The following is a 24176-nucleotide window of genomic DNA, read 5'->3' as shown; positions in this document are numbered from 1 at the left end:
TCCGGGTCGGCCCGTGTGGGCCGACCCGGACGTGTCGGCTTCGGCTTGGAGCAACGAGCGGGTTCCGCTCGGCGGATCACCCGGACCGGGTCAGGGGGTGTTGCGCCCGCAGAACTTCCTCTCGGCCTCGAACGGATCGGCCGGGATGGTGAGGTGGGTGCGTCGCCAGGAGCCCTTCAGGTTGTCCAGGAAACGGCCCGCGGTCATCGGCGCGCGCGTGGACGCGGCGAGTTCGGCGAGTTCGCCGCAGCCCAGTGCGTGCCGCGCGGCCGTGACCTGTGCGGAGGTGACCGGCTCCGGCCGGGCGAAGTTGCCGGCGGGATTCACCGGCGCCGCCGGGTCCGCGTACGCCGCCAGGAGCCACGCGTTGCTCAGCGGTTTCGAATGCCCGGGCTTGGTCACCGGAAGCTCGAACCGCGCCCCGATCGGATTCACCAGGCCCCAGTAGTCCACCAGCCGCACGTCCGCGGGTGACAAGGCGCCGGCGGTGCCGAGGTAGACACCGATGACCGCGACCCGCGCCGGGATGTCCTCGCGCAGCGGCACCGTGATGATGTCGCCTTCCAGGCGCGGCCCGTAGTAGATCAACGACCGTCGGCCGGAAGCGAGTTCGGCCTCCACGGCGGCCTTGGTCAGCGGGTGGGTGCGCAGGAAGTCGCGGGCCGAGGCGGGGTGCGACGAGCCGGTGAAGCTCGCGTAGTAGGCGCGCTCGTCGCCGACCATCGACGTGGGCGAGGGGCTGTAGCGCAGGAGGATCCCGCTGATCGGGGACCATACGGCCAGAGCGAGGGCGGGCGCCGCCAGGGCCCTGGACAGCGGCAGTACGGCGACCGGCAGGAGCAGCAGGAACAGGATCGGTACGAGCATGCGCGCGTGCATGTAGTCGCCGCCCACCTTGACCACGTAGCCGAACAGGATCGCGGCGGCGGCCGGTGGCGCCAGGACGACGATCGTGTCGCCGCGTCGCTCGTGGAGGCCGCGCAGCGCGTACCCGGCGCCGATCACGATCGCCGACAGCGGGGCCCACAGCAGGTAGGGACCGGTGAAGTCGGTGACGTATGCCCAGCCGCGCTCCCACAACGACCCGTCGGCGCCCTTGGTGAGCGCCGGCATCGGGAAGACGATGCCGTAGTAGCCCATCCGGAAGATCTGGTAGGCCGTCGGTAGGGCGGCCGCGACGCCCGCGAGGGCGAACGTCCCGCGGATCGTGGGTCGTCGGATGAACCACAGCGCGAGCAGGAACACGACGGTGACTGCCGCCGCCTCCGGGCGGACCAGTGGGCCGAGGCCGATGATTGCCGCCGTGGCGAGCGCGCGGCGACGGGATCCGCCGGCGCGCAGCCGTACCAGCAGCCACCACGAGCCGGCCGTCCAGCACATGTTCAGACCGGTCTCCAGGCCGGACGTCGCGTACTCCCACATCGGCCGCAGACCGAGCGGGACCAGGATCCCGAACGGGACCAGCAGGCTCTCGGCGCGGCCGGCCCCGGTGTGCAGCCGCCGCGCGCCGTCCACGGCGAACAGCACGGCGGCGCAGGTCAGGAACAGCCCGAGCATCCACGACAGGGCCGTGGTATCGCCGCGGCGCAGGACGAAGCCGAACAGCGCGAGCAGCCACTGCCACAACGTGCTCGTCGAGGCCTCGGCGCGCTCGCCGGGGCTGGAGACGGGACCGTTGCCGGCCAGGATCTCGCGGACCACGCGGGTGAAGATCAGCGCGTCGTCGCACACCCAGCGGGCGTGATAGCCGAGGACGCCGATCGCCAGCGCCGTGACCGGGGCGAGGGCGCGGTTCCAACGCGGCCGAATCCCGGGCGCCTCGGCGGCGGGCGTCTCGGGTTCGTGCCGCGCCACGCCTTCGGGTCCGTGCGCTCCTCTCGGGTTTCGGCTCCCTTCGGGTCTCGCGGTGGACGCGGGCTCGGTATCGGCGACTGGGGTCATTCGGGCTCACCTGTAAATCTCGGGTCGGGTCGCGGGAACGGCGTTGCCTGGTCCGGGGCATGGCGAAATGGCGGCTCGGCCGCCGACGCCGGATGGGGTGCATGGGGAGTGTGACGGCATGCCGGCAGAGCCCTTGGCTCGGCGGCGGGCGCGCGTTTGTGGGTGGGGCCGGGTTGTCCCGGGAAGCGCGACGCCTGCGCGACGCGGCCTCGCTTGGAAAACGCGATGAACCCGGCGGGCCGTTACACCCGCGCCGGCAACGCACCCCGACAACATCCGAACGACCGGATCGCGAACCGCCCGTACGCGGCGCACGGGACGGGTACGGATCTCACGGCCGCGATGTCGGACGACGCACCCAAGGTGCCCTCAAGCGACGAGCCGGGGGATGAGGAATGGGCTTCTTCGACGGGGCTCGAATCCCATGGGGCGCGGGTTTTCGGGTGTCGGCATCCCGAGCCACGATGCCCGCCGGGCGGCCCGCGCGGGACCTACGAAAGATGTGTGTTCGGGTGCGAAGGATGGGTGTGGGAGATACGAAAGTCGACTGCCCGTCGGGGTCAACCGGAACCCGATCAAGCCAAGTCCCTAGCCCTACTCGGCCCGCCCCGCCGGGCGTTTAGTAAAGAGATCGTAAAGAAACCTTGGTGTCCCCTGTCTCTGCCGTCACTTGCGCCTCTAGTGTCCGGGACGCCCGGCCCCAACTCCCGCCGCCGCCGTGACCCGACGGTCGACGGGAGGCAGGCGTCGGGTTCTGCCGAATCAGCTCGACGTCGTGGGCGCGTACGGCACCACAGCACCCTGATCGGCGTCGCTTCGCGTCCGGGATCACCTTCCGGGCGGAAGGGGGACCATCTTGAGTCGAGCGATACCCGGACGCGGTGGCACACCACCGCGAGCCATCCGGCGTTTGCGTGGCCCGGTGACGTTATTGTCCGTCTCGCTCCTCGCGGTCACGGGACTGACCGCAGCGCCGGGCATCACGTCGTCCGCGGCGGCCGCACGTGTGGACAACACCAAGGCTGTGTGGAATCCCGGTCCCGAGGACCAGTACTTCAATCCCGTCGAGGCCGAGGACGGCCAGGGCGGCGGGATCGACGCCGAGCAGGGCGGTGCCGACAAGGCCCGCAAGGCCAAGGAAGGACCCGGCCGCAAGGAGCGCGAGGGCAACCCACGCGCGGCAGCGCAACTGCGCCTGCTGGAGGCCGAGTCCCAGCGCACGGGCAAGAGCCCGGAGCAACTCAGAGCCGAGAAGGCCGGCTTGGCACCGGGCTCGAAGCAGGATGCCAAGCTGCTGACGGTTCTCGTCGAGTTCAACGAGAACGCCAACGACGACTTCTCCGGGTTCAACCGCCGGGCGAGTGTCACCGACCCCTCCTGTGTGCTCGAACCTCCGGGCACGATCAAGAACGGGCCGCTGCACAACAAGATCCCCGACCCGGCGCTCACCGGGCGGGACAACAACTCGCAGTGGGTCAAGGACTTCAGCCCGGAGCACTTCAACAAGATGCTCTACACCAAGCAGGGCATCACCGATCGTATGCGGTTGGACCTGACCGGTCCCGACGGCAAGCCCGGCATCGACATCTCCGGCTACACGATGAAGAACATGTACGAGGAGATGTCGGGCGGCAAGTACACCGTGTCCGGTACCGCCACCCCGTGGATCAAGGTCGCGCACTCCGAGGCGTGGTACGGCGCCGGCCGCTGCGGGCAGCGTGAGCAGGACATGGGCGGGCACCCGGACAACCCCGCGGGCGCGAACCGGTTGGCGATCGACGCGGTGGACGAACTCGCGCGCAGCCAGCCGAACTTCCCGTGGGCCGACTACGACAAGGAGGACACCGGAGACGCGGACGGCGACGGGAACCTCCTCGAACCGGACGGCGTGGTCGACCACTTGGTCCTCGTGCACTCGGGCAAGGACAAGTCCACCGGCGGCGGCGCCGAGGGCACGTACGCCATCTGGGCGCACTCCAGCGCCGTGGCGGGCGGATACACGGTTCCGGGCACGCAACTGAAGGTCGCCAACTACATCGTGCAGCCGGAGGACTCCGGCGTGGGCGTGTTCGCCCACGAGTACGGCCACGACCTCGGTCTGCCGGACCTGTACGACAACTTCAGCGGTGGTCAGTCGGACGTCAACTTCTGGGACCTGATGGCCAACGGATCGCACTCCGGGCCGCTGTTCCAGTCGATGCCCGCGCACATGAGCGCGTGGTCCAAGTACTCGCTGGGCTGGCTGACACCCGAGGTCCTGAAGGTGGGCGACAAGCCCGCGCTGGTCACGCTCGGACAGGCGGCCCAGACACCCAAGGGCACCAAACAGGCGGTCCGGATCAATCTCCCGGACAAGGTGATCAGGTTCAGCACGCCGCACAGTGGTCAGAAGGCGTGGTACTCGAACAACGACCAGGACTGGGCGGACGTCAAGCTGGTTCGCGACGTCGCGGTCCCGGCGGGCTCCGACGTGAAGTTCCGCTGGTGGACCGACTATGTCCTGGAGGAGGACTGGGACTTCGGCTTCGTCGAGGTGTCCACCGACGGCGGCACCACCTGGACGCAGCTCCAGGTGCGTGACGAGGCCGGCACGCTCGTGTCGACCCCGCCGGACTACCCGGACCCCAACGGCAACCTCCGAGCCTTCGGCAAGAGCACCGGGTTGACCGGCGACAGCCACGGCTGGCGCCACGACCAGGTGGACCTGACGCCGTACGCGGGGCGGAACATCAAGCTGCGCATCGGCGTCGACACGGACGCGGCGACGCAGGAGAAGGGTTGGGTCGCCGACGACTTCTCGCTCACCAACGGCACCACCACCGTGTGGTCCGACGATGTCGAGCAGGGTGCCAACGGCTGGACTCCGCAAGGTGGTTCGTCCGGCGGCGGCACCAGGGGCGCGGGCTGGATCGTCACCGACGGCACGTTCAGCCGCGAGCAGTACTACCTGCTCGAGTGGCGCAACATGTCCGGCTTCGACCAGGGCCTGAAGTACACCTACACGTTCGGTGAGAACGGCAAGCGCGAGAAGCTCGCGTACAACGCGCCGGGCCTGCTGGTGTGGCTGCGGGACAGCTCGTACGAGAACAACGGCGTGCTGTTCAACATCGACAAGGCCCCGTCGTGGGGCGCCAAGGGCGAGTTGCTCCTGGTCGACGCGCACCCGGAGCCCTACCGCTTCCCGGACGCGCCGTCGAACCAGGCGGCCAACCTGGAACCCCGAGTGCAGTCGGCCAACGCGGCGTTCAGTTTCAAGGACACGCCCGGATTCCGGGCCTGCCGCACGGCCGGCGACCACTGCGCGCAATTCGCCAAGACGGAACCGGTGCGGTTCTTCTCCGACACGCTCGGCTACGCGCCGGGCGCGGAGGCCAACGGCACCGGCTTCGCGCCCAAGGACCGCAACGGTTCGACCGTGGTTCCGGCGCGGGCTCCGTACTCGACCAAGGTCACCAAGACGGACGGCTCGCCGGACTTCGCCAACTACGGCAAGCCGTTCTTCTCCTCGGTGCTCGGCTCCGGCAACCCCGGGTGGGAGAAGGCATACGGCGTGACCGTGTTCCCGGTCCTCCCATTGTCCGGTGACAAGGGCGCCGTCGTCTGGATCGCACCCGCCCGCAAGTAGCCACAAGTCCGCACGTGTGCGACATCGGCCCCCACGACGCGCTTCCGGTTGTGGGGGCCGACCCATCGGGGGCGATCCGCGCACGGCCCGGGGGCGCGGACGGGGCGGCCCGGGTGCGACCGGCTGCGCGGGGATAACATCCGCCGGATGGAGTTGCGTCAGTTGCGGTACTTTCTCGCGGTCCACGAGGAGCGGCACCTCACCCGGGCCGCGTACGCGCTGGGCATCCGGCCGACGTCGTTGAGCCAGCAGATCATCGCTCTCGAGCGCGTGCTCGGGGCGCCGCTGTTCGTGCGTACCCCGGGCGGCATGACGCCGACCGAGGCGGCCGACCGACTGGTGGCGGACGCGCGGGCCGCGGTGGAGGCGGCACGGCGGGCGAAGGAGTCGGTACACGGGCGGCGCGTGATGCGCGCCGCACTCACGCCGGGGGCGCCGCCCTGGGTCGCGCCCGCGTTGTGGCGGGCGGCCGGGGAGTCCGCGCCCGAGATCGCCGACCGACAGACGGGCGAACAACTGGTGCGGCTGCGCGCCGGCTCGTTGGACGTGGGGGTAGTGGTACTGCCGGAGGACCTGCACGACCTCGCGTGCGTGGAGGTCGGCGACGCGGAGTTGGGAGTCCTGGTCGCCGGCGGGCATCGCCTCGCGCGGCGGAGCACGGTGGACTGGGCCGACCTGTCCGGGAGCGCGCTGTTGTGGTTCGCGCGGTCGTCGGCGCCCGGCTACCACGACGCGACGCGTGCGGCCTGGACGCGTGCGGGGTGGCAGCCGAGAGTGATCCGCGAAGGTCCACCGCGGCGCGCGTTGTTCACCGCCGAGCTGGCCGGCGGCGACGACATGGTGGCACTGCGGCCCGCGTGGGACGCGCACGACGCAGACGGCCTGGTGTGGCTGCCGTTCGCGACGGACGCGCCGCGCATCCGGCACGCGCTGGTCTGGAACGCCGACGATTCGTACGCGGCGCGGTATGCCGCGACCGCCGCCGACCTGGTGCGTGAGGCGCGACCTCAGGCCCGTGCGGGTGCGCCTCGTGGACGGCGGGCGGTCGAAGGCGGTGTGCTGGGATCGACCGGGCCCGCCGCGTCGAGGATCCGATAGGTCGACGACGCCGGGGGCCGACAGCGAGGAGTCGAACAGGAGGCGTCCGCCATGGCGCTGACGGCATGGGGATTCATCTACACCGCTTCGGGCGCCGATCCCGACCGCGAGACCGTCGTCGTGACACCCGACTGCCGTTCCGTGTTCGTCGGTGTGGACCGGCCCGAGCAGGCGATCCGGGTGGCTCGGCGCCTGGTCGCGGAAGGTGCCCAACTGATCGAGCTGTGCGGAGGATTCGGGCCGGTGTGGGCCGCCAGGGTGATCGAGGCCGTCGAAGGCGCGGTCCCGGTGGGGGCGGTGGCGTACGGCGCGGAGGCGGTGGACCAGGTGCACGCGATCTTCGCGTGAGGCGCCGACTGGGCGCGTTCGCCTCGCGGCGCGCCGCGCGTGGTGGTCTCGTCCCATGGGTCCCACGAGTGGTCCCGTGACGCCCCAGTGGGTACAACGGTAGACATGGCCGATGATTCCGGCCGATTTCGGGGTGCATCGGTTCAGTCACCGTCCGGCAGGCGCCGGCGAAGCGTTGCCGGGCAGGTGTTCGTCCTGCAAGTCGCCGTGGTGTTTCTGCTCGTCGCCGGCGCCGTGCTCGCGCTGGTGGTGCAGTCCCGACACGACAGCGACCGCGAGGCCCGCAACCGGGCGGTCGCCGTCGCGCAGACGTTCGCCCACTCGCCCGGGGTGATCGCCGCGTTGCGTTCACCCGACCCGTCCGCGGTGCTGCAACCGCTGACCGAGGCGGGGCGGATGGCCGCCGGTGTGGACTTCATCGTGGTGACCGACACCCAGGGGATCCGCTACACGCACCCCAGGCCGGAACTGATCGGTCTGCCCGTCGTCGCCAACATCGAGCCCGCGCTGGCCGGGCACATGCTCGTGGAGAGCGTGAACGGCCCGCTCGGCCGCGAGGTGCAGGCGGTGGTCCCGGTCACCGCCCCCGACGGCACGGTCGAGGGTGTGGTCATCGCCGGGCTGCGGGTCAAGAACGTGACCGGCGTGGTCGACCGGCAACTGCCGATCATCCTGGCCACCGGTGCCGCCGCGCTCGCCCTGGCCACCGGCGGGACCGCACTGGTGACCCGGCGGCTGCGGCGCCAGACACGGGGCCTGGGCCCGGCCGAGATGACCCGCATGTACGAACACCACCACTCGGTACTCCACGCGGTTCGCGAGGGCGTGCTCATCGTCGGCGCCGACACCCGGCTGGTGCTGGCGAACGACGAGGCCAGACGACTGCTCGACCTCCCGCCCGACGCCGAGGGCCGGCGGATCGCCGACCTGCCCGGCCTCGAACCGGGCACGGCCGCGCTGCTGATCTCCGGTCGTGTGGTCTCGGACGAGGTCCATCCCGCCGGGGATCGATTGCTGGCGGTCAACCAGCGGCCCACGGATCGTCACGGCGGTCCGCGCGGGACGGTCGCGACCCTGCGCGACACGACCGAGTTGATGACGCTCTCCGGCAGGGCCGAGGTGGCGGGCAGGCGGCTGAAACTGCTGTACGACGCCGGGGTGGCGATCGGCACCACCCTGAACATGGTGCGCACCGCCGAGGAACTCGCCGACGTCGCGGTCCCGCGTTTCGCCGACTTCGTCACCGTCGACCTGGCCGCCCCGGTCCTGGACGGAGGGGAGCCGACCGGTAGCGGCGCCAACATGCGCCGCAGCGCCGTCGCCGGCATCCGCGACGATCACCCCCTGTACCCGCTCGGCACCCTGATCGACTTCGTCCCCTCGACCCCGCAGGCCCGCGGACTCGACAGCGGCCGGTCGGAGATCGTGGCCGATCTCGCGACCGCGGACGACTGGCACGCCCAGGACCGGGAGCGCGCGGGAGCGATCGTCGAATACGGGATCCACTCCCTGATCACGGTCCCGGTCCAGGCGCGCGGCTCGGTGCTGGGCGTGGCCAACTTCTGGCGGAGGGAAAAGCCCGAGCCGTTCGACCGGGAGGACCTGTTCCTCGCCGAGGAACTGGTCGCGCGCGCCGCGGTCAGCATCGACAACGCACGCCGCTACGCCCGCGAACACACTCTGGCGACGGCGCTGCAACGCAGTCTGCTGCCGCGTGCCCTGCCCGCGCAGAGCGCGCTGGAGGTGGCCCACCGCTATCTGCCCGCGCAGTCCGGGGTGAGCGGCGACTGGTTCGACGTGATCCCGCTCTCCGGTGCCCGGGTGGCCCTGGTCGTCGGTGACGTCGTCGGCCACGGGCTGCACGCCGCGGCCACCATGGGCCGGCTGCGTACCGCGGTGCACAACTTCTCCACGCTCGACCTGCCGCCCGACGAACTCCTCAGCCACCTGGACGACCTGGTCGGCCGGATCGACCAGGACGAGGCGGACCCGGACGTCGGGGCCGGCATCATCGGCGCCACCTGCCTGTACGCGATCTACGACCCGGTGTCGCGGCGCTGCGCGATGGCCCGGGCCGGGCATCCGTTGCCCGCGCTGGTGCACCCGGACGGCAGCGTGGAGTTCCCCGACCTGCCCGCCGGGCCGCCGCTGGGACTGGGCGGCATGCCGTTCGAGACCATCGAGATGGAGGTTGCCGAGGGCAGTTCGCTCGTCCTGTACACGGACGGGTTGATCGAGGACCGCACCCGCGACCTGGACGTCGGGATGGGGCTGCTGCGCCAGGCCCTGGCCCACCCCGGCCGCACCCCGGAGCAGAGCTGCGCGGCGGTCCTGGACGCGCTGCTCCCCGAACACCCCAAGGACGACATCGCCCTGCTCGTCGCCCGCACCCGCACCCTGGACGGCGCCCGGGTGGCCGAATGGGAGGTGCCGTCGGATCCCGCCGCGGTGGCCGGGATGCGCGAGGTGGTCTCCGCGAAACTGGAGGAGTGGGGGCTGGGCGATCAGCTCTTCGGCACCGAGTTGATCCTCAGCGAGCTGATCACCAACGCCATCCGCTACGGGTCCGAGCCGATCCGGGTACGGCTGTTGCGCGACCGGAGCCTGATCTGCGAGGTGGCCGACGGCAGCAGCACCGCCCCTCACCTGCGGTACGCGGCCACCATGGACGAGGGCGGCCGGGGTCTGTTCCTGGTCGCCCAGATCGCCGCGCGCTGGGGTACGCGGTACATCCCAGAGGGCAAGATCATCTGGGCGGAACAGCCCCTGCCCGACCCCGCAGAAGCACACGCCGCCCCGGCGCCCGCGGATACCGATCCCGCGGACACCAATCCCACGGACACCGATCCCGCGGACTTCGGGACGGCCCCGGCGAACGAACGGACTTCGTGATGACGCGGCGACCCGCCACCGGGAGGTGTGCCCGCTCGGGAAACACCTCGCGGTGGCGGACTTCCCGCGGGCGACCGCCGGTCAGGTGCCGGGTTCCACGGTCGGGAGGTAGCGCGGCGCCCGCCAGGCGTCGAGTCGGTGTTCGACCGCCGCCCCCAGGGACAGCAGCTCGCCGTCGCGGTGGTCGCCGGACATCAGCAGCAGACCCACGGGCAACCGGTTCACCAGGCCGGCCGGCACCGACAACGACGGGTACCCGGCCACGGCCGCGGGGGTGGAGGACGGGATCACGTCGTTGTCGCCGCGCGCACAGTCGGTCGTCCAGGCGGGCGGGTTCGTCGGGGAGGCGATCGCGTCCAGGCGATGGGCGGCCATGGTCTCGTCGATGGACCTACGCGAGAGATCCTTCAACTCGGCGCGTGCGGCCCGGTATTGCGGGTCGGTGGTGGGCGGCGCGAGCAGGGCCTGCTCGAACAACTCCTGACCCGCGAAGCAGGTCTGCTCCGCCGGGTGGGTGCGGTTGAACTCGATCAGTTCGGCGAGGTCGCGCGGTCCCCGGCGGGTGGCGAGGTAGGCGTCGATGTCGCGGTGGAACTCGCTCAACAGTGCGGGAAACTCCAGTTCGGCGAGTCGCTCCTGGTAGGGGAGTCGCACCTCGACGACCTCGGCGCCCGCCTTGCGCAGGCTGTCGGCCGTACGCGTCATCAGGGCGTCGACCTCCGGCCCGAGCGAGGGCAGCCGCCACAGTCCGATGCGCTTGCCGCGCAGCGCGCCGGGGCGTGTCGACGCCCGCGCGACATCGAGGGAGGCGGTGAGCTCCGGGGCGCCGCCGCTGATCACGGCGAGGGTGAGCGCGGCATCGGTGACGTTGCGCGCCATCGGTCCCGCGGTGTCCTGCTCGGCGGAGATGGGCACCACGCCGGCCTGGCTGACCAGTCCCAGGCTGGGCTTGTGGCCGACGACACCGTTCGCCCCGGCCGGACACACGATCGAGCCGTCCGTCTCGGTCCCGATCGCCACCTGCGCCAAGGACGCGGCGAGCGCGGCTCCGGAACCGGACGATGAACCACACGGGTTGCGGTCCAACACATACGGATTCCTGGTCTGACCGCCCACCGCCGACCAGCCCGAAGTGGGCTTGGCCGCACGGAAGTTGGCCCATTCGGACAGGTTCGTCTTGCCCAGGATGACCGCGCCCGCGTCGCGCAGGCGGGTGACCAGGGCGGCGTCGGCGTCCGGCGGGCTCCCGGCCAGTGCCAGTGACCCGCCCGTCGTGGGCAGGTCACGGGTGTTGACGTTGTCCTTGAGCAGGACGGGAATGCCGTCGAGCGGGCCGCGGGTCTCACCGCGTCGATGCCGGGCGTCGCTGGCCGCCGCCTGGCGCAGGGCGGTCGGATCGGTGCGCAATACCGCGTGGATTTTCGGGTCGACGGTCTCGATCCGCCACAGATAGGCGCCGGTCAGTGCCGACGAGGTCAACGAACCGCGCGCCATGCGCGCCTGTAACTCGGGGATCGTCACCGTGTCCAGATCGACGCCCAGCCTCGGCGGCGAGCCCGCGGCGGCCGGCGAACCGCCGGCGTCGGCGGCCTCCGCGGGTGAACTCGGCGCGGTCACAAGGCATCCCGCGACGAGGGCGGCGATCAGCGTGGCAACGCTTCTCTTTGTCATGGGAGTCATCGCACTACACGGCGGCATCCGGCACAAGGTCACCGGGACGCCCGGACACCGGGTTGCCGGGGACGCCATCCGGCACGGCGCGCGACGCACCGGGTGGGTCGGCGGGGTGTGGTCGCCTCGTCCGTCGGGTGTTCGTACTCACATCAGGTGGGCGCGGCAGGCCAGTTGTACCGCGAGGCGTTGTTGGGGATCCTCCAGGTCCGCGCCGATCAGTTCGCCCACCTTGCGGACGCGTTTGGTGACCGCGTTGCGGTGCAGGTGCAGTTCGTCGGCGGCCCGGGCGGGCGAGCCCTGATGGTCGAGGTAGGCCTGTAGCGTACGCAGCAGCGGCGCGGCGCGCTGTGGGCCCAACGCCAGCACTGGGGCCAGGAGTTCGTGCACCGCCTCGCGGGCCGCCTCGGAGGAGTACCAGTCCAGCAACATCCGGTCCAGACCCGCCGCGTCGTGCGCGGCGATCGGGCCGGACCCGCCGCCGCCCGAGCGCAACAGGGCGGTGCGGGCCTCGCGGGCGGACCTGCGCAGGCCCAGCACGCCGCGATGGGCCGCGCCCACCCCGCAGCGCAGGTCCGCGCCCGGGTTGCGCTCGCGCAGCACCACCAGGAGCCGGCCGGCGTCGGCGAGCGTCGCGCGCATGCCGTCGCGGCCCGGGTCGGTGGGCTGTGATCGAGTCAGCACCAGCGCCTCGTCGACGCGCGCGGCGTTCCAGGTGACCGGGCCCAGCGAACGCAACAGGCGCAGCGCGAGCGGCCCGGCGGCCTCCAGGAGGCGGTATCGGTCGGTGCCGGCCAGGGCGATCGGCTCCACCCGCAGGGCCAGGTGCCAACTGTCGACCGGCAGCCCCAGGGCCCGGCCGCGGCTGCCCAGGCGCAGTGCCTGGGCCTCGGGCACGGCCAGCAACTCGGCCAGGAGCTGGCCGCGCGAGCGCACCGGGACATCGTCGGCCGGGCCGGCCGCCGCCGCCAGCGCGCCCAGGGCGAGCACCGCACGCACGGCGCGGCCCGCCGCATCGGGTCGGTCCGGTGCGCTGAGCCAGACGTCGCCGTCGGGCCCGAGCGCCGACGCGCCGAACTCGCCCGGCTCCGGCGCACGCAGACCCACCGGCACCCCCAGAACCCGGGACGCGGCTCGGGCCACCCGCTCCGGGTCGCCCGCCACGGACGGCAACTCCCGGGCCGCCGCGTCCACCCGGGCCAGGGCGTCGGCCGCACCACCGCGGACCACTCGATCCACCGCCAGCACCAGCGCGGCCAGGTCGCCGTCGGTGTGCAGGATCGCGACCCGGCCCCGGTCGGCCAGCGCGCGGGCGGTGGCCGGGACGGGCGAGTCGGGCGTGATGGCGGTCAGCACCAGGCCCGCCGCGCCGGCCGCCGCGAGATCGCGCACCGCCACGTCGAGCCGATAGCCGCTGAGCGGTGTGGTCAGCACGACCAGGCAACCGGCGGGCGCGTGCGCCAGGCGATCCGCGCGCGTCTCCAGCCGCACGTCGGTCAGCGGGACGGCGTCGGTCGGTCCGGCCACGACGACGATCCCGTCGGTGTCGGGGCCGGAAAGCAGGTCGGCGAGTGTGGTCACGGCGCCCAGTGTGCCGGCAGCACATGTTTCGCTCGATCGGGTGCGTGTGGCACACATCCGACATGCCGTCCGTTCGTACCTTTGACCCATGGAACTCGACGCCGGACTACTTCCGGACTTCGCGCGCGGCTGCGCCGTCCTGGGTTCGGGCGGCGGCGGGGCCACGTCGGTCACCCTCGCGGGCGCCCGGCAGGCGATCGTCGAGCACGGCCCGGTCCGGATCCTGCACCCGCGGGACCTGCCCGAGGACGCCAGGGTGATGACGGTCGGCACCGTCGGCTCGTCCCCGGTGATGGCCGAGCGGGTCGGCGGCGTCGCCGAGGCACGGCGGATGTTGGACCGGGTCGAGAAGGTCCGGGGCGGACCGCCGGCCGCGCTCATGTCGAGCGAGATCGGCGGCTCCAACGGCTGCGTGGCGGTCGCCTGGGCCGCACGCCTGGGCTTGCCGCTGCTGGACGCGGACAGCATGGGCCGGGCCTTTCCCCGGATGGACCAGAACGTGCTCGAACTCGCCGGGATCCGGGCCACACCCGCCGTGCTCGCCGACGAACGGGGCCGCACCGTGGTCGTCGACCACGCCGACGGCCCCTGGCTGGAGCGGGTGGTCCGGGCCGCGCTGGACGCGTTCGGCGGTCAGGCCGCCTGCTCGGACTACCCCCTGACGGCCGGTCAAGCCGCCCGGCACGCCGTGCCGGGCTCGATCCGCCGGGCGCTGGCCGTGGGCGCGGACCTGGCCTCCGGCGTACCCGGCGACCCCGCGCCGCCGACCCGCCGAGTGGTCACCGGCAAGATCGCCGCGATCGAGCGGGTCTCGCACGCGGCCACCGGAATCCTGGTCGAGGGCCTGGGCCGGGACCAGGGCCGGCTGCTGCGGGTCGAGGCGCAGTCGGAATATCTGGCCGTCCTGGAGAACGGCCGGCCGGTCGTGGTGACGCCGGACATCATCGCGCTGGTGGAGACCAGGACGGGCGAGGCCCTGCAGGTCGAGGTGCTGCGCTACGGGCTTCGCGTGTCGATCCTCGCGTTGGACTGCGCCCCCGCCTGGCTGACCGAGGCCGGCCTGCGCCTCGGCGGCCCGGCGGCCTTCGGGCTGGACCTGCCCGATCCCGAGGGGAGCGTGCGATGAGCGCCCTTCGCACGATCGGTGTGGACGTGGGCCCGACCCACACCGACGGGGCACTGCCGGCCGGCGACGCCCCGGCGATCACGGTCAAGGTGCCCTCGGCGGAGCATGCGGTGGACAGCGTCCGGATCGCCGTGGCCGCGCTCCTGCGGGACGCCCCGCGCCCGACGAGGGTGACCCACGTGGCCATCGCGCTGCGCAGCGCCGCGCACGCGGTCACCCGCCGCGAGGGGCTGACCCGGGTCGGCGTCCTGCGCATCGGCGGGCCCGTCTCGGACGCGGTGCCGCCGCTGGCCGACTGGCCCGCCGACCTGCGCGCGGCCGTGCACGCGGGCAGCGCGATGGTCGAGGGCGGCGCCGGCCTGACCCGCGCCGACACCACCTTGCTCGACCGGGACGCGGTGGCCCGGTTCGCGGCCGGCCTCGCGGGCCGCGCCGACGCGTTCGCGGTCTCCGGGGTGTTCTCGCCGATCGACGACACCCAGGAACACGAGGCCGCCGAGATCATCCGCCGTGAGGCGGGCCCCGACGTGTTCGTCGGCCTGTCCGCGGGATTGGGCGGGTTGGGCCTGATCGAGCGCGAGAACAGCACGGTCCTGGACGCCGCGCTGTCACGGCACACCGCGGCCCTCGCCGACGCGTTGACCTCCTCGCTCGGCGCCCTGGGTCTGGCGTCCGCGCCGATCCTGGTCACCCGCGGCGACGGCACCCTGACCGCGCTGGACTACCTGCGGCTGCACCCGAGCCTGGCGTTGGGCAGCGGACCGGCCGGCACGCTGCGCGGCGCCGGGCTGCTGACCGGGCTGACCGATGCGGTGGTCGCCGACGTCGGGGCGCGGCGGATCAGAGTGGGCCTGCTGGTCGGCGGCTTCCCGCAGGAGAGCAGGCCCGGGGAGGTCATCGGCGGCGTTCCGGTGAGCTTCCCGATGCCCGACCTGATCCGGGTCCCGGCCGAAGACCGCGACGCGTTCGAGGAGGCGGTGGACCGGATGCAGCCCGGCGCGGCCCGACTGCCGCTGATCGTGGTCGGCGGCGGCTCGGCCGCGCCCGCCGCGGCGACGGCCCCGGCCGCGCACGTCGTACGGCCCGAACACGGCCCGGTGGCCGGGGCGTTCGGGGCCGCACTCAGCCCGGTCGGCGGCGCCTACGAGCAACTGGTGCGAGCCGGGGAGGCGGCCGAGGCGGACGCGGTGGAAGACGTCCGCGAAGGCGCGCGCCGCAGTGCCGTGCGGGCGGGCGCCGATCCGCGCCGGGTCGTCGTACTCCCGGTCGAACGGGTCCCCGTGCCCTACCTTCCCGGTCCCGCGTTCAGCCTGCGGGCCCGAGCGGTGGGACCTCCCGCGCCGCTGTGAGCGGCCCGCTCAACATACGCGCGGAGCACCACCCGTCCCGGTGAGCCGCGGCACGACACCACGCACACCCGCCCAGCCCAGGGCGGGTCTTCCAACCCCCGCCGAGCTCCACGACGCCCGGCACCGCACCTCGCCGCCCGGCGACACGTCCCCTTCCGGTCCCAGGAATTCGTGCCGGTCCCCAGGAATCCGAGGAAACGCATGACCACAGACAGCAGAACGACCGACGCGGGCACACCCTCGCCCAAGGCCGTCGACGCGGGTGCGCCCGACGCGTCGGGCCCGGACGAGGACTACCCGCTCGAGCGTGTGCCGCAGTCCGCGCGCTACTCGTGGTTCAACGTCGCGATCCAGCGCTTCGGCCAACTCTCCGACCTGACCCAGTTCCTGCTCGGCGCGACGCTGGGCGCCGGGCTGAGCTTCTGGGGCGCGTTCTGGGCCTTCACGCTCGGCTCGGTGATCCTGGAGGTGGTGTGCATCTTCGTCGGCATCGCCGGGATGCGCGAGGGCCTGACCACCTCGGTGCTGGCCCGCTGGACCGGGTTCGGCCGATACGGGTCGATCCTGATCGGCCTGGTGATCGCGGTCAGCCTGTTCGGCTGGTTCGGCGTGCAGACCGCGGTGTTCGCCGCAGGGCTGCACTCGCTGGTCCCGGGCGTGCCGTTGTGGGGCTGGTGCCTGATCACCGGTCTGGGTGTCACGATCCTGGTGCTGCGCGGGTTCCGCGCGATGGGCTGGACGGCCTTCGTCACCGTGCCGGCGTTCCTGGGCCTGGCGGGCTGGGCGATGACCGTGGAGATCTCCCGGCACAGCATGGGCGATCTGGTCGCCTCCCCGCCGTTCGGCGAGCACATATCGATCGCGACCGGCGCGACGATCGTGGCCGGCTCGTACATCATCGGTGCGGTCACCACACCGGACATGACCCGGTTCAACCGCTCCACCGCAGACGTCGTCAAGCAGACCCTGGTCGGCATCTCGCTGGGCGAGTACGTGCTGGGCCTCGCCGGTGTGCTGCTGGCGTACGCGGTCAAGTCTTCCGACGTGATCGCCATCATCACCGCCTCCTCCGGCGTCGCGGGCGTGCTGATCCTGGTGTCGGCCACCGTGAAGATCAACAACTGGAACCTGTACTCCGCCGCCCTGGGCCTGATCAGCGCCGTCGAGTCGACGATCGGGATACGCCTGAACCGCACCGTCGTGACGATCGCCATCGGCGTCCTCGGCAGCCTCGCGGCCGCCGCCGGCATCCTGGACCGGTTCACCGACTTCCTGACCGTGCTCGGCGTGGTGACCCCGCCGATCGCCGGAATCATGGTCGCCGAGTACTTCGTCACCAAGCGCTGGCGTGCGCAACTGGACGCCTCCCGCGCGATCGGCCGACTCCCGGAGACCGAACCCTCGTGGGTGCCCGCCACGATCGTCTTGTGGACCGCCGCCTCGGTGTTCGGTTGGTTGTGCGAGCACTACCAGTGGGCGGGAGTGCCGGCGCTGAACTCGCTGCTGGCCGCCGGGCTCGGATACATCGTGGCCGGTCGGCTGAACCTGGTGCAGCCGCACCGCGAACTGCCGGTCGAGCAACCGGCCCACCCGGCCGCGGCCCGCGAGATCGCGGCCGCCGGCGAAGCCGCCGCAACTCCGGCCTGAACACCCCCACACCGCCCGTTTCGGCAAGAGGAACCACCACATGCGCATCGGAATCGACGTCGGGGGCACCAACACCGACGCCGCCCTGCTGAGCGACGACAACCACGTCGTCGCCGGCACCAAGTCACCCACCACCGCCGACGTCACGTCGGGGGTGGCCGCGGCCGTCGCCGCACTGCTGGCCGCGCCCGGCGCCGACGGGCGGCCCACCGATCCGGCCGCGGTGGACGCGGTGATGATCGGCACCACGCATTTCCTGAACGCGCTGATCGAGGGCGAACGGCTGGCGCGGGTCGCGGCCGTCCGGCTCGGCCTGCCCGCCACCGAGGCGCTGCCGCCGATGGTCGACTGGCCCGAACGGCTGCGCGAGGTGGTCGGCGGCGGCACGTACCTGTGCCACGGCGGGCGCGAGTTCGACGGTCGGATGATCTCGCCGCTGGATCCCGACGAGTTGCGCCGGGTCGCGGCGGACATCCGCGCCCGGGGGCTGACCACGATCGCGATCAGCTCGGTGTTCTCGCCGGCGGCGGCCGAGGACGAGGTCCGGGCGGCGGAGATCCTCACCGGCGAACTCGGCGACGTACACGTGTCCCTCTCGCACGAGATCGGCCGAGTCGGCCTGTTGGCGCGCGAGAACGCGACGATCGTCAACGCCTCGCTGCGGGATCTGGCCGAACACATCGTGGACGCGTTCGGCGCGGCGCTGGTCGGGGCCGGGATCGGCGCGCCGTTCTTCATATCGCAAAACGACGGCACGCTGATGGACGTCGCACACGCGCGGCGCTATCCGGTCGCCACCTTCGCCTCCGGGCCGACCAACTCGATGCGCGGCGCGGCGTTCCTGTCCGGACTCACCGACTGTGCGGTCGTGGACGTGGGTGGGACCACGGCCGACGTGGGCATCCTGGTCGGCGGCTTCCCGCGGGAGGCGGCGGGCGAATCCGAGGCGGCCGGGGTGCGGACCAACTTCCGCATCCCGGACGTGCTTTCGCTCGGCATCGGCGGTGGCTCGCTGGTCGCCGCCGACGGCGAGGTCGGGCCGCGCAGCGTGGGCTACCGGTTGACCGACGAGGCCCTGGTGTTCGGCGGCGACACGTTGACCGCCACCGACCTGGCCGTGGCCGCCGGTGCCGCCGACATCGGCGACGCGAGCGCGGTGGCCGGTCTGGAGCGCGCGTTCGCCGAGCGCGCGCTCGCCCGGATCGCCGAACGGCTGGCCGAGACGGTGGACCGCATGCGCACCTCCGCCGCGCCGCTGCCCGTGGTCGCGGTCGGCGGCGGCAGCGTGCTGGTCCCGGGCGGTCTGCCCGGCTTCCCGGACGTGCGGCGACCGGCCCACTTCGATGTGGCCAACGCGGTCGGCGCGGCCATCGCGCAGGTCGGCGGCGAGGTCGACCGGGTCTTCCGGGTCCCGGAGGGCAAGCGTGACCAGGTGCTGGCGACGGCCCGGGAGGAGGCGGTGCGCCGGGCCGAGGAGTCCGGCGCGCGGCCGGGGACGGTACGCGTCGTCGACGTCGAGGAGGTGCCGTTGGCCTATCTGCCGGGCGGGGCGACGCGCATTCGGGTGAAGGCGGTGGGGGATCTCGACCTTGGGCGGCCGGTCTCGGCGTACCGCGTGTCGGGTGCGGGGGACGGCGGTGCGGTGGGCGATGGCGCGCTGGGCGATGGCGTGTCGAACGTGGGCGCGTCGAACGTGGGCGTGGAGAAGCATGGCACGTCGGACGCCGGTGCCGAGAAGCACGGTGCGTCGCAGGACGGCGCGGAGAAGCATGGCGCGTCGGCTGCCGGCGCGCGGAACGATGGTGCGTCGAACGAGGGCGCCGAGAAGCACGGTGCGTCGAACGAGGGCGCCGAGAAGCACGGTGCGTCGAACGACGGCGCGCAGGACGACGACGCGCAGGACGACGACGCGCAGGACCACGACGCGCAGGACCACGACGCGCAGAACGGAGTTCGTACGCATGCGTGAGATCGGCATCGAGCAGTTGGCGGATATTGCGCGTGGCGCGGGCATTCTTGGTACGGGCGGCGGCGGGGACCCGTACGTGGGCATGCTGTTGGCTCGCGAGGCGGTGCGGCGATACGGCCCGGTGACCGTGCTCGACATCGACGAGGTGCCGGCGGACGCGACCGTCGTGCCGATCTCGTCGATGGGCGCGCCGACGGTGTTGTTGGAGAAACTCCCTTCCGGCCGCGAGGAGATCAACGCGCTGCGCGCGTTGGAGGCGGTGTTGGGCCGTCGGGCCACCCACCTGGTGCCGATCGAGATCGGTGGCGTGAACTCGATGATCCCGTTGGCCGCCGCGGCACACACCGGGCTGCCGATCGTGGACGGCGACGCGATGGGACGGGCCTTCCCGGAGGCGCAGATGGTGTTGCCCGGCCTGATCGGGGTGCCCAATTCACCGATGGCGCTGGCCGACGACAAGGGCAATACGGTCGTCGTCCAGGCGGTGGACAACACCGAGGCCGAGCGGATCGCCCGAGCCGTGTGCGTCGAGCGCGGTTGCCAGATCTCGTGCGCGGACACCGTCCTGCGCGGCGACCAACTGCGCGACGGCCTGGTCCCGGCGACGCTGACCCTGGCCGAGAACCTGGGCCGCGAGGTCCGCCGGGCGCGCGCCGAACACCGGGATCCGGTCGAGGCCGCCCGCGAACTTCTGGGCGGCGTACACCTTTCGGCCGGAAAGGTGGTCGATGTCGAACGCCGCACCGAGGGCGGGTTCGCACGCGGTCGGGCGCGCCTGGAGGGAGCCGGCTCGGTACTGGAACTGGACTTCCAGAACGAACACCTGCTCGCGCGCCGCGACGGCCGGGTGGTCGCCACCACCCCGGACCTGATCTGCGTCCTGGACACCGAGACGGGAGAACCGGTGACCACCGAATCGTTGCGCTACGGACTGCGCGTCACGGTGCTGGCCGCCCCGTGCGACCCGCGCTGGCTGACCCCGGCGGGCCTGGCCCTGACCGGCCCGCGCTATTTCGGGTACGACCTGGACCACCATCCGTTGACCGATTGAGCGCGCGTGAGCCCGACGGGCGGGCCTGCGGGCCGGCCCGCCCGCCGGGCTAGCCGCCGTGGAGCCGGCACGACCGCGTCGACCGCTGCCTGCGCATGCGCGGGGAGCGGGGCAGGTCGCAATCGCTCGATCGTAGGATGCCTGCATGCCTTCTTTGGTCGATTGGCTACGCGCGGGGCCCAGGCCGGTCGGGATCGCGCCCGGGGATCCCCTGTTCGAGGCCGTCGTAGTGGCGGGCGATGTGCGCGAGTCGGCGCGGCTGACGCAGGTGGGCATCAAGGACGCCTCGGGGCGCGATGTGCGCGTCGACTACACGCACTACGACCCGATGACGGCCAAGGAAACCGCGATCGCAGCGATTCACTGGGCCCGGATGTATCCGGACAGCGAGGCGCTCGCCTTCATAGGAATGAGGGAACTGGGCCCGAACGGTGAGGAATTTCCCCCGGCTGTCATATTTGCCACGGAGCAGGGCGGAGGGGATTTCAAGTTCAGTGATTTCTACTATGGGAGTGACTACCGCTTCCGATTCACCGATCTGCACGGGGCGTTGGTTGGGTCATCGGGCTACTTCGGGCCAGAGGGCCGAGCCAACCTGTTGACGGGGGTGGCGCGGGAATTCGAATCCCATATACCGGACATCTCCCGATGGGGCACGATCCCCGCCATCCTCCACGAACTCGGGCACATCCGGGAGATGGATGCCATGAGGCGGGGCCGATACGCGCTCCCGAACATCGGACCGGGCGACCGCGAGCAGTCCGGCAGGCTGCACTGGCAAGCCCCGCTGTTCTCTTCTCTCCGCGGCCCGGTCGGCTTGGACACGCCACAGGGCCGATGGGCGACGGGTGGGAGGGGCCGGGCGATGTCGCCTGCGGTCGCCGGGGCACAAAGCCAGGACGCCCACATCTCGCCGGAGATGTCTTGGGCACTCAATGATCGGTTCCGCAACCACGGGTTTCGATCGTATTCCGCGGGCACCAAGCACGAGGCATATCCGGACGCGCTGATGACGCTCATGATGCAGGGTGAGGCCGCCGGTTGGCAGGTCCGATCCATCGCCCGTGCGCAGCCCGGGTCGAATGTGGACACGCTCCTCGCGGGCGCACCCGGACTGCGTGCCGCCGCCGTCGAACTGCGCGAACGGTCGGATCCGGCAACCGCCGCACCGTTGCGGGAACAGGTGCGGTTGTCGGCGCGGACGGTCGGTGCGGAGGTGGCGCATCGGGCCCGGGGTACCGTCGCGAGACTGGACCGCACATCGCCGGCGGTGGCGCGGAGCGACGCGGAATCGGTGACTGTGGAGCGTGTCGACCGGGCACTTCCTCGCCGGCGTGACACACTCGATCCGGCGCCGGTGCTGCCGCAACTGCCACGCGGGAGACAGCTTTCCTCGGCCACGTCCGACCCGAGTACCGACGCCCGCCTTGCCGTGACGAGGCACGGATTCGGCGCCGCTGCGAACACGAAGGCGCAGGCGACGAGCGCGGCTCCGACGCGCCTTCCCGACACGGGTCACGGTGCGCGTACGACCGGCGTCGGACGTGTCGAAAGCGACCCGTCCGGACGCGGGCTTGCCTGACTCGACCGCGTTGCCCCGGTGTTCGGCCGGGTCTGTCCGGGAGCCGTTCGCCGGCTGGCCCTTGGCGCCGACTCCGACCGGGACGGCCGGGTGTCGGCCCCGACGTGGGGCGGGGCCGACGGGGGGTGGGCCGGATCAGGCGGGGAGGGTGTCGACGGTGGGGACGACGGTGCCGAACAGGTCGGTGATGGTGGTCAGGGCGGCGGTCTGGAGGGCAGCCGCGGGCAGGATCGTGCCGTCCGGGGTGGTGAGCGCACGGGTGGCCGTGGCCTCGGCGACGACGGTGGGGCGGTAGCCGAGGTTGAAGGCGCCCTCGGCGGTGTAGTTCACGCACATGTGGGTCATGAAGCCGGCGATGACCAGGTCCTTGCCGCCGCCCGGCGCGGCGCCCAGGTCGGTCAGGGTCTTCTCCAGCGCGGTGAGGTGGAAGGAGTTGGGGAACTCCTTGACCACGACCGCCTCGCCGTTCGCCGGCGCGACCTCGTCGCTGATGGCGCCGATGTGGGCGCGGATGTCGTACGGAGTGTTCTCGCCGCCGTCGTTGAGGACGTGGACGACCGGGGTGCCGGCGGCGCGGGCGCGCTCCAGCAGGCGGGCGCCGGCGGCGAGGGCCTCCTCGGCACCGTCCAGGGCCATCACACCGGTGCGGTAGGTGTTCTGGAAGTCGACCAGGATGAGGATGGAATCGCTCAGGTTGGGCGGCCGGTTGTCCAGACCGATGACGTCGCGCAGGGTCGTGGAGGGCTGCTTCGTGGAGGGCTGGTTCGTGCTCATCGAGCGACCTTTCATGGGGAATCGGGCATGGCGAAGTTGTCCGCCTTGGCGGCATGCCGGGCGGACGGGGGTGGATGGATGGTTGTTCGAGGGGGGTCCGGTGGTCCGGCCGTCGGGTCGTCCTGTCGTCCCGCGGCCGGGCGCTTCGGGCGCTGGGGCCGTCAGGAGGTCCGGGTGCGGAAGCGTCGGCGGTAGGCGGCGGGGGTGGTGGCGAGTTGCCGTTTGACCGCCCGGTGCAGGGTCTCCGCCGAGCCGAGTCCGGACGCGGCGGCGACCCGGTCGAGCGGGTCGTCCGTGGTCTCCAGCAGGCGTCGGGCCACCTCGATCCGGGCGGCTTCGACGTAAGCGGCGGGGCCGGCGCCGGTCTCCTTCCTGAAGACGCGGGCGAAGTGCCGCTCGCTCAGACACATCCGGTCCGCGAGGACCTGTACGGACAGGTCCTCGTCGAGGTGCTCGGCGATCCACAACCGCAGCTCGTCGATGTCCCGGCGGGCGGAGGCGGGCCGGCTGAGCGGTACGGAGAACTGGCTCTGCCCGCCCTGCCGCTTGAGGTACATCACCAACTGCCGTGCCACCGCCAGCGCGACCTCCTCGCCCAGGTCCTCCGTCACCAGGGCGAGCGCGAGGTCCAGACAGGCGCTGATCCCGGCGCCCGTCCACAATCGGCCGCAGTCGTCGCGTACGAAGATCGGATCCGGATCCACCACGACCGCCGGATGGTCGGCGGCGAGCTGTGCGGCGGTCGACCAGTGTGTGGTCGCCGTCCTCCCGTCCAGCAATCCGGCCGCCGCCAACACATGCGCGCCCACGCACACCGACGCCACCCGCAGGGCATGCGGGGCGGTCTCCTTCACCCAGGCCACGACATCGGGGTCGATCCGGGCCACGGGGCCGTCGGCGGTCACGTCGACCGCACCGGGCACCAGCAGGGTGTCCACGTCCTCACCGACCTCGTCGAAGGCCAGATCGGCCAGCAGCCGCACACCCGCCGACGTCCGCACCGGGCCGGCGGTCGGCCCGGCGAGGCGGACCCGGTAGTGATCGCCGCTCTCGGTCTCCTCATTGGCCAGCGCGAAGACCTCGGCCGGTCCGGTGACGTCGAGGAGATCGACATCGGGGAAGACCGCGATGACGACACGGTGTGTGAGGGGCATGACCCCATCCTCACGGGGACGACCGATGACCGCAATGACGGGCAACTGTCACATTCGGACGTGCGGACATCGGACCTGCGGACCTGCGGACCTGTCGGTCGCCCGGGCAGCGCGTGGGGTCGGGCCAGGTGTCGTCGATGCGGCCTCCGGTGGCGGGGGCGGGCCGGCGGTTGACGGGCCGGTCGGGTGCGGTTCCGCTGCCGGGCGGGTCGCCGGCACTCTTCCCGAAGTCTTCGCGACGGCCCGTGCGGCTTCCGCACCTCCCCCGTCGAGGCCCAATCCTTAATCGACCCGGTACGTATGTGTGTGCTCCGCGTGCCGAGGGGAGCCCCGCGTCGGGGCTGCGGAGGCGCCGTTAGCATGCACAA

15 protein-coding genes are annotated in these 24176 nt (G+C 72.1%); 10 read left to right on the top strand and 5 right to left on the bottom strand.

The window, feature by feature from the left end:
- Positions 1–90: 90 nt before the first annotated feature.
- Complete coding sequence (locus tag ACIRL2_RS19865) at positions 91–1854, bottom strand: hypothetical protein (protein ID WP_402233711.1); 1764 nt, start codon at positions 1852–1854, stop codon at positions 91–93.
- A 1009-nt stretch (positions 1855–2863) separates the two neighbouring features.
- Here ACIRL2_RS19865 and ACIRL2_RS19860 point away from each other — a divergent pair.
- From ACIRL2_RS19860 to ACIRL2_RS19845, 4 genes are all read left to right on the top strand, one after another.
- The gene (locus ACIRL2_RS19860; protein WP_402233709.1) at positions 2864–5566 is read left to right on the top strand and encodes an immune inhibitor A domain-containing protein; all 2703 of its coding nucleotides are present in this window, start codon (positions 2864–2866) and stop codon (positions 5564–5566) included.
- A 147-nt stretch (positions 5567–5713) separates the two neighbouring features.
- Complete coding sequence (locus ACIRL2_RS19855) at positions 5714–6664, top strand: LysR family transcriptional regulator (RefSeq protein WP_402233707.1); 951 nt, start codon at positions 5714–5716, stop codon at positions 6662–6664.
- Positions 6665–6715: 51 nt separating this feature from the next.
- Positions 6716–7012, top strand: a complete 297-nt coding sequence (locus tag ACIRL2_RS19850; RefSeq protein WP_395860591.1) for a DUF6506 family protein — start codon at positions 6716–6718, stop codon at positions 7010–7012.
- Positions 7013–7117: 105 nt separating this feature from the next.
- Positions 7118–9904: a SpoIIE family protein phosphatase gene (locus tag ACIRL2_RS19845; protein WP_402233705.1), complete on the top strand. Its 2787-nt coding sequence runs from the start codon at positions 7118–7120 to the stop codon at positions 9902–9904.
- 81 nt (positions 9905–9985) lie between these two features.
- Here ACIRL2_RS19845 and ACIRL2_RS19840 read toward each other — a convergent pair whose 3' ends face one another.
- Together ACIRL2_RS19840 and ACIRL2_RS19835 are read right to left on the bottom strand one after the other, a co-directional pair.
- Entirely contained in the window at positions 9986–11575 is a 1590-nt protein-coding gene (locus tag ACIRL2_RS19840) for an amidase (RefSeq protein ID WP_402233704.1), read from the bottom strand.
- Between the two features lie 147 nt (positions 11576–11722).
- Complete coding sequence (locus ACIRL2_RS19835; RefSeq protein WP_402233702.1) at positions 11723–13156, bottom strand: PucR family transcriptional regulator; 1434 nt, start codon at positions 13154–13156, stop codon at positions 11723–11725.
- Between the two features lie 88 nt (positions 13157–13244).
- Between ACIRL2_RS19835 and ACIRL2_RS19830 the strand changes: the two genes are divergently transcribed.
- The 6 genes from ACIRL2_RS19830 (at position 13245) to ACIRL2_RS19805 (ending at position 21880) form a co-directional block, all read left to right on the top strand.
- Positions 13245–14282: a DUF917 domain-containing protein gene (locus ACIRL2_RS19830; protein ID WP_395860583.1), complete on the top strand. Its 1038-nt coding sequence runs from the start codon at positions 13245–13247 to the stop codon at positions 14280–14282.
- Positions 14279–15631, top strand: a complete 1353-nt coding sequence (locus ACIRL2_RS19825) for a hydantoinase/oxoprolinase N-terminal domain-containing protein (RefSeq protein ID WP_402233700.1) — start codon at positions 14279–14281, stop codon at positions 15629–15631. The genes ACIRL2_RS19830 and ACIRL2_RS19825 overlap by 4 nt, the downstream gene beginning before the upstream one ends.
- Before the next feature lie 201 nt (positions 15632–15832).
- The gene (locus tag ACIRL2_RS19820) at positions 15833–17278 is read left to right on the top strand and encodes a purine-cytosine permease family protein (RefSeq protein ID WP_402233698.1); all 1446 of its coding nucleotides are present in this window, start codon (positions 15833–15835) and stop codon (positions 17276–17278) included.
- A gap of 40 nt (positions 17279–17318) precedes the next feature.
- The gene (locus tag ACIRL2_RS19815) at positions 17319–19247 is read left to right on the top strand and encodes a hydantoinase/oxoprolinase N-terminal domain-containing protein (RefSeq protein WP_402233696.1); all 1929 of its coding nucleotides are present in this window, start codon (positions 17319–17321) and stop codon (positions 19245–19247) included.
- Entirely contained in the window at positions 19240–20298 is a 1059-nt protein-coding gene (locus ACIRL2_RS19810) for a DUF917 domain-containing protein (RefSeq protein WP_395860575.1), read from the top strand. Before ACIRL2_RS19815 ends, ACIRL2_RS19810 begins: the two co-directional genes overlap by 8 nt.
- Before the next feature lie 145 nt (positions 20299–20443).
- Complete coding sequence (locus ACIRL2_RS19805; RefSeq protein WP_402233694.1) at positions 20444–21880, top strand: hypothetical protein; 1437 nt, start codon at positions 20444–20446, stop codon at positions 21878–21880.
- Positions 21881–22015: 135 nt separating this feature from the next.
- Here ACIRL2_RS19805 and ACIRL2_RS19800 read toward each other — a convergent pair whose 3' ends face one another.
- Both ACIRL2_RS19800 and ACIRL2_RS19795 read right to left on the bottom strand, forming a co-directional pair.
- Positions 22016–22654: an isochorismatase family protein gene (locus ACIRL2_RS19800; protein WP_402233692.1), complete on the bottom strand. Its 639-nt coding sequence runs from the start codon at positions 22652–22654 to the stop codon at positions 22016–22018.
- Between the two features lie 161 nt (positions 22655–22815).
- Positions 22816–23808, bottom strand: coding sequence for a GlxA family transcriptional regulator (locus tag ACIRL2_RS19795; RefSeq protein ID WP_402233691.1), 993 nt, complete (start codon positions 23806–23808; stop codon positions 22816–22818).
- Positions 23809–24176 lie beyond the last annotated feature (368 nt).

It is taken from the genome of Embleya sp. NPDC127516, assembly GCF_044765325.1.
Lineage (GTDB): Bacteria > Actinomycetota > Actinomycetes > Streptomycetales > Streptomycetaceae > Embleya.
This window is presented reverse-complemented; position numbering and strand designations above follow the sequence as displayed.

Excerpts from the sequence above, each read along its gene's own strand:
- ACIRL2_RS19855 (WP_402233707.1), top strand. The coding sequence starts at position 5,714 with ATGGAGTTGCGTCAGTTGCGGTACTTTCTCGCGGTCCACGAGGAGCGG.
- ACIRL2_RS19850 (WP_395860591.1), top strand. The coding sequence starts at position 6,716 with ATGGCGCTGACGGCATGGGGATTCATCTACACCGCTTCGGGCGCCGAT.
- ACIRL2_RS19845 (WP_402233705.1), top strand. The coding sequence starts at position 7,118 with ATGGCCGATGATTCCGGCCGATTTCGGGGTGCATCGGTTCAGTCACCG.
- ACIRL2_RS19840 (WP_402233704.1), bottom strand. The coding sequence starts at position 11,575 with ATGACAAAGAGAAGCGTTGCCACGCTGATCGCCGCCCTCGTCGCGGGA.
- ACIRL2_RS19830 (WP_395860583.1), top strand. The coding sequence starts at position 13,245 with ATGGAACTCGACGCCGGACTACTTCCGGACTTCGCGCGCGGCTGCGCC.
- ACIRL2_RS19825 (WP_402233700.1), top strand. The coding sequence starts at position 14,279 with ATGAGCGCCCTTCGCACGATCGGTGTGGACGTGGGCCCGACCCACACC.
- ACIRL2_RS19820 (WP_402233698.1), top strand. The coding sequence starts at position 15,833 with ATGACCACAGACAGCAGAACGACCGACGCGGGCACACCCTCGCCCAAG.
- ACIRL2_RS19815 (WP_402233696.1), top strand. The coding sequence starts at position 17,319 with ATGCGCATCGGAATCGACGTCGGGGGCACCAACACCGACGCCGCCCTG.
- ACIRL2_RS19810 (WP_395860575.1), top strand. The coding sequence starts at position 19,240 with ATGCGTGAGATCGGCATCGAGCAGTTGGCGGATATTGCGCGTGGCGCG.
- ACIRL2_RS19805 (WP_402233694.1), top strand. The coding sequence starts at position 20,444 with ATGCCTTCTTTGGTCGATTGGCTACGCGCGGGGCCCAGGCCGGTCGGG.
- ACIRL2_RS19800 (WP_402233692.1), bottom strand. The coding sequence starts at position 22,654 with ATGAGCACGAACCAGCCCTCCACGAAGCAGCCCTCCACGACCCTGCGC.
- ACIRL2_RS19795 (WP_402233691.1), bottom strand. The coding sequence starts at position 23,808 with ATGCCCCTCACACACCGTGTCGTCATCGCGGTCTTCCCCGATGTCGAT.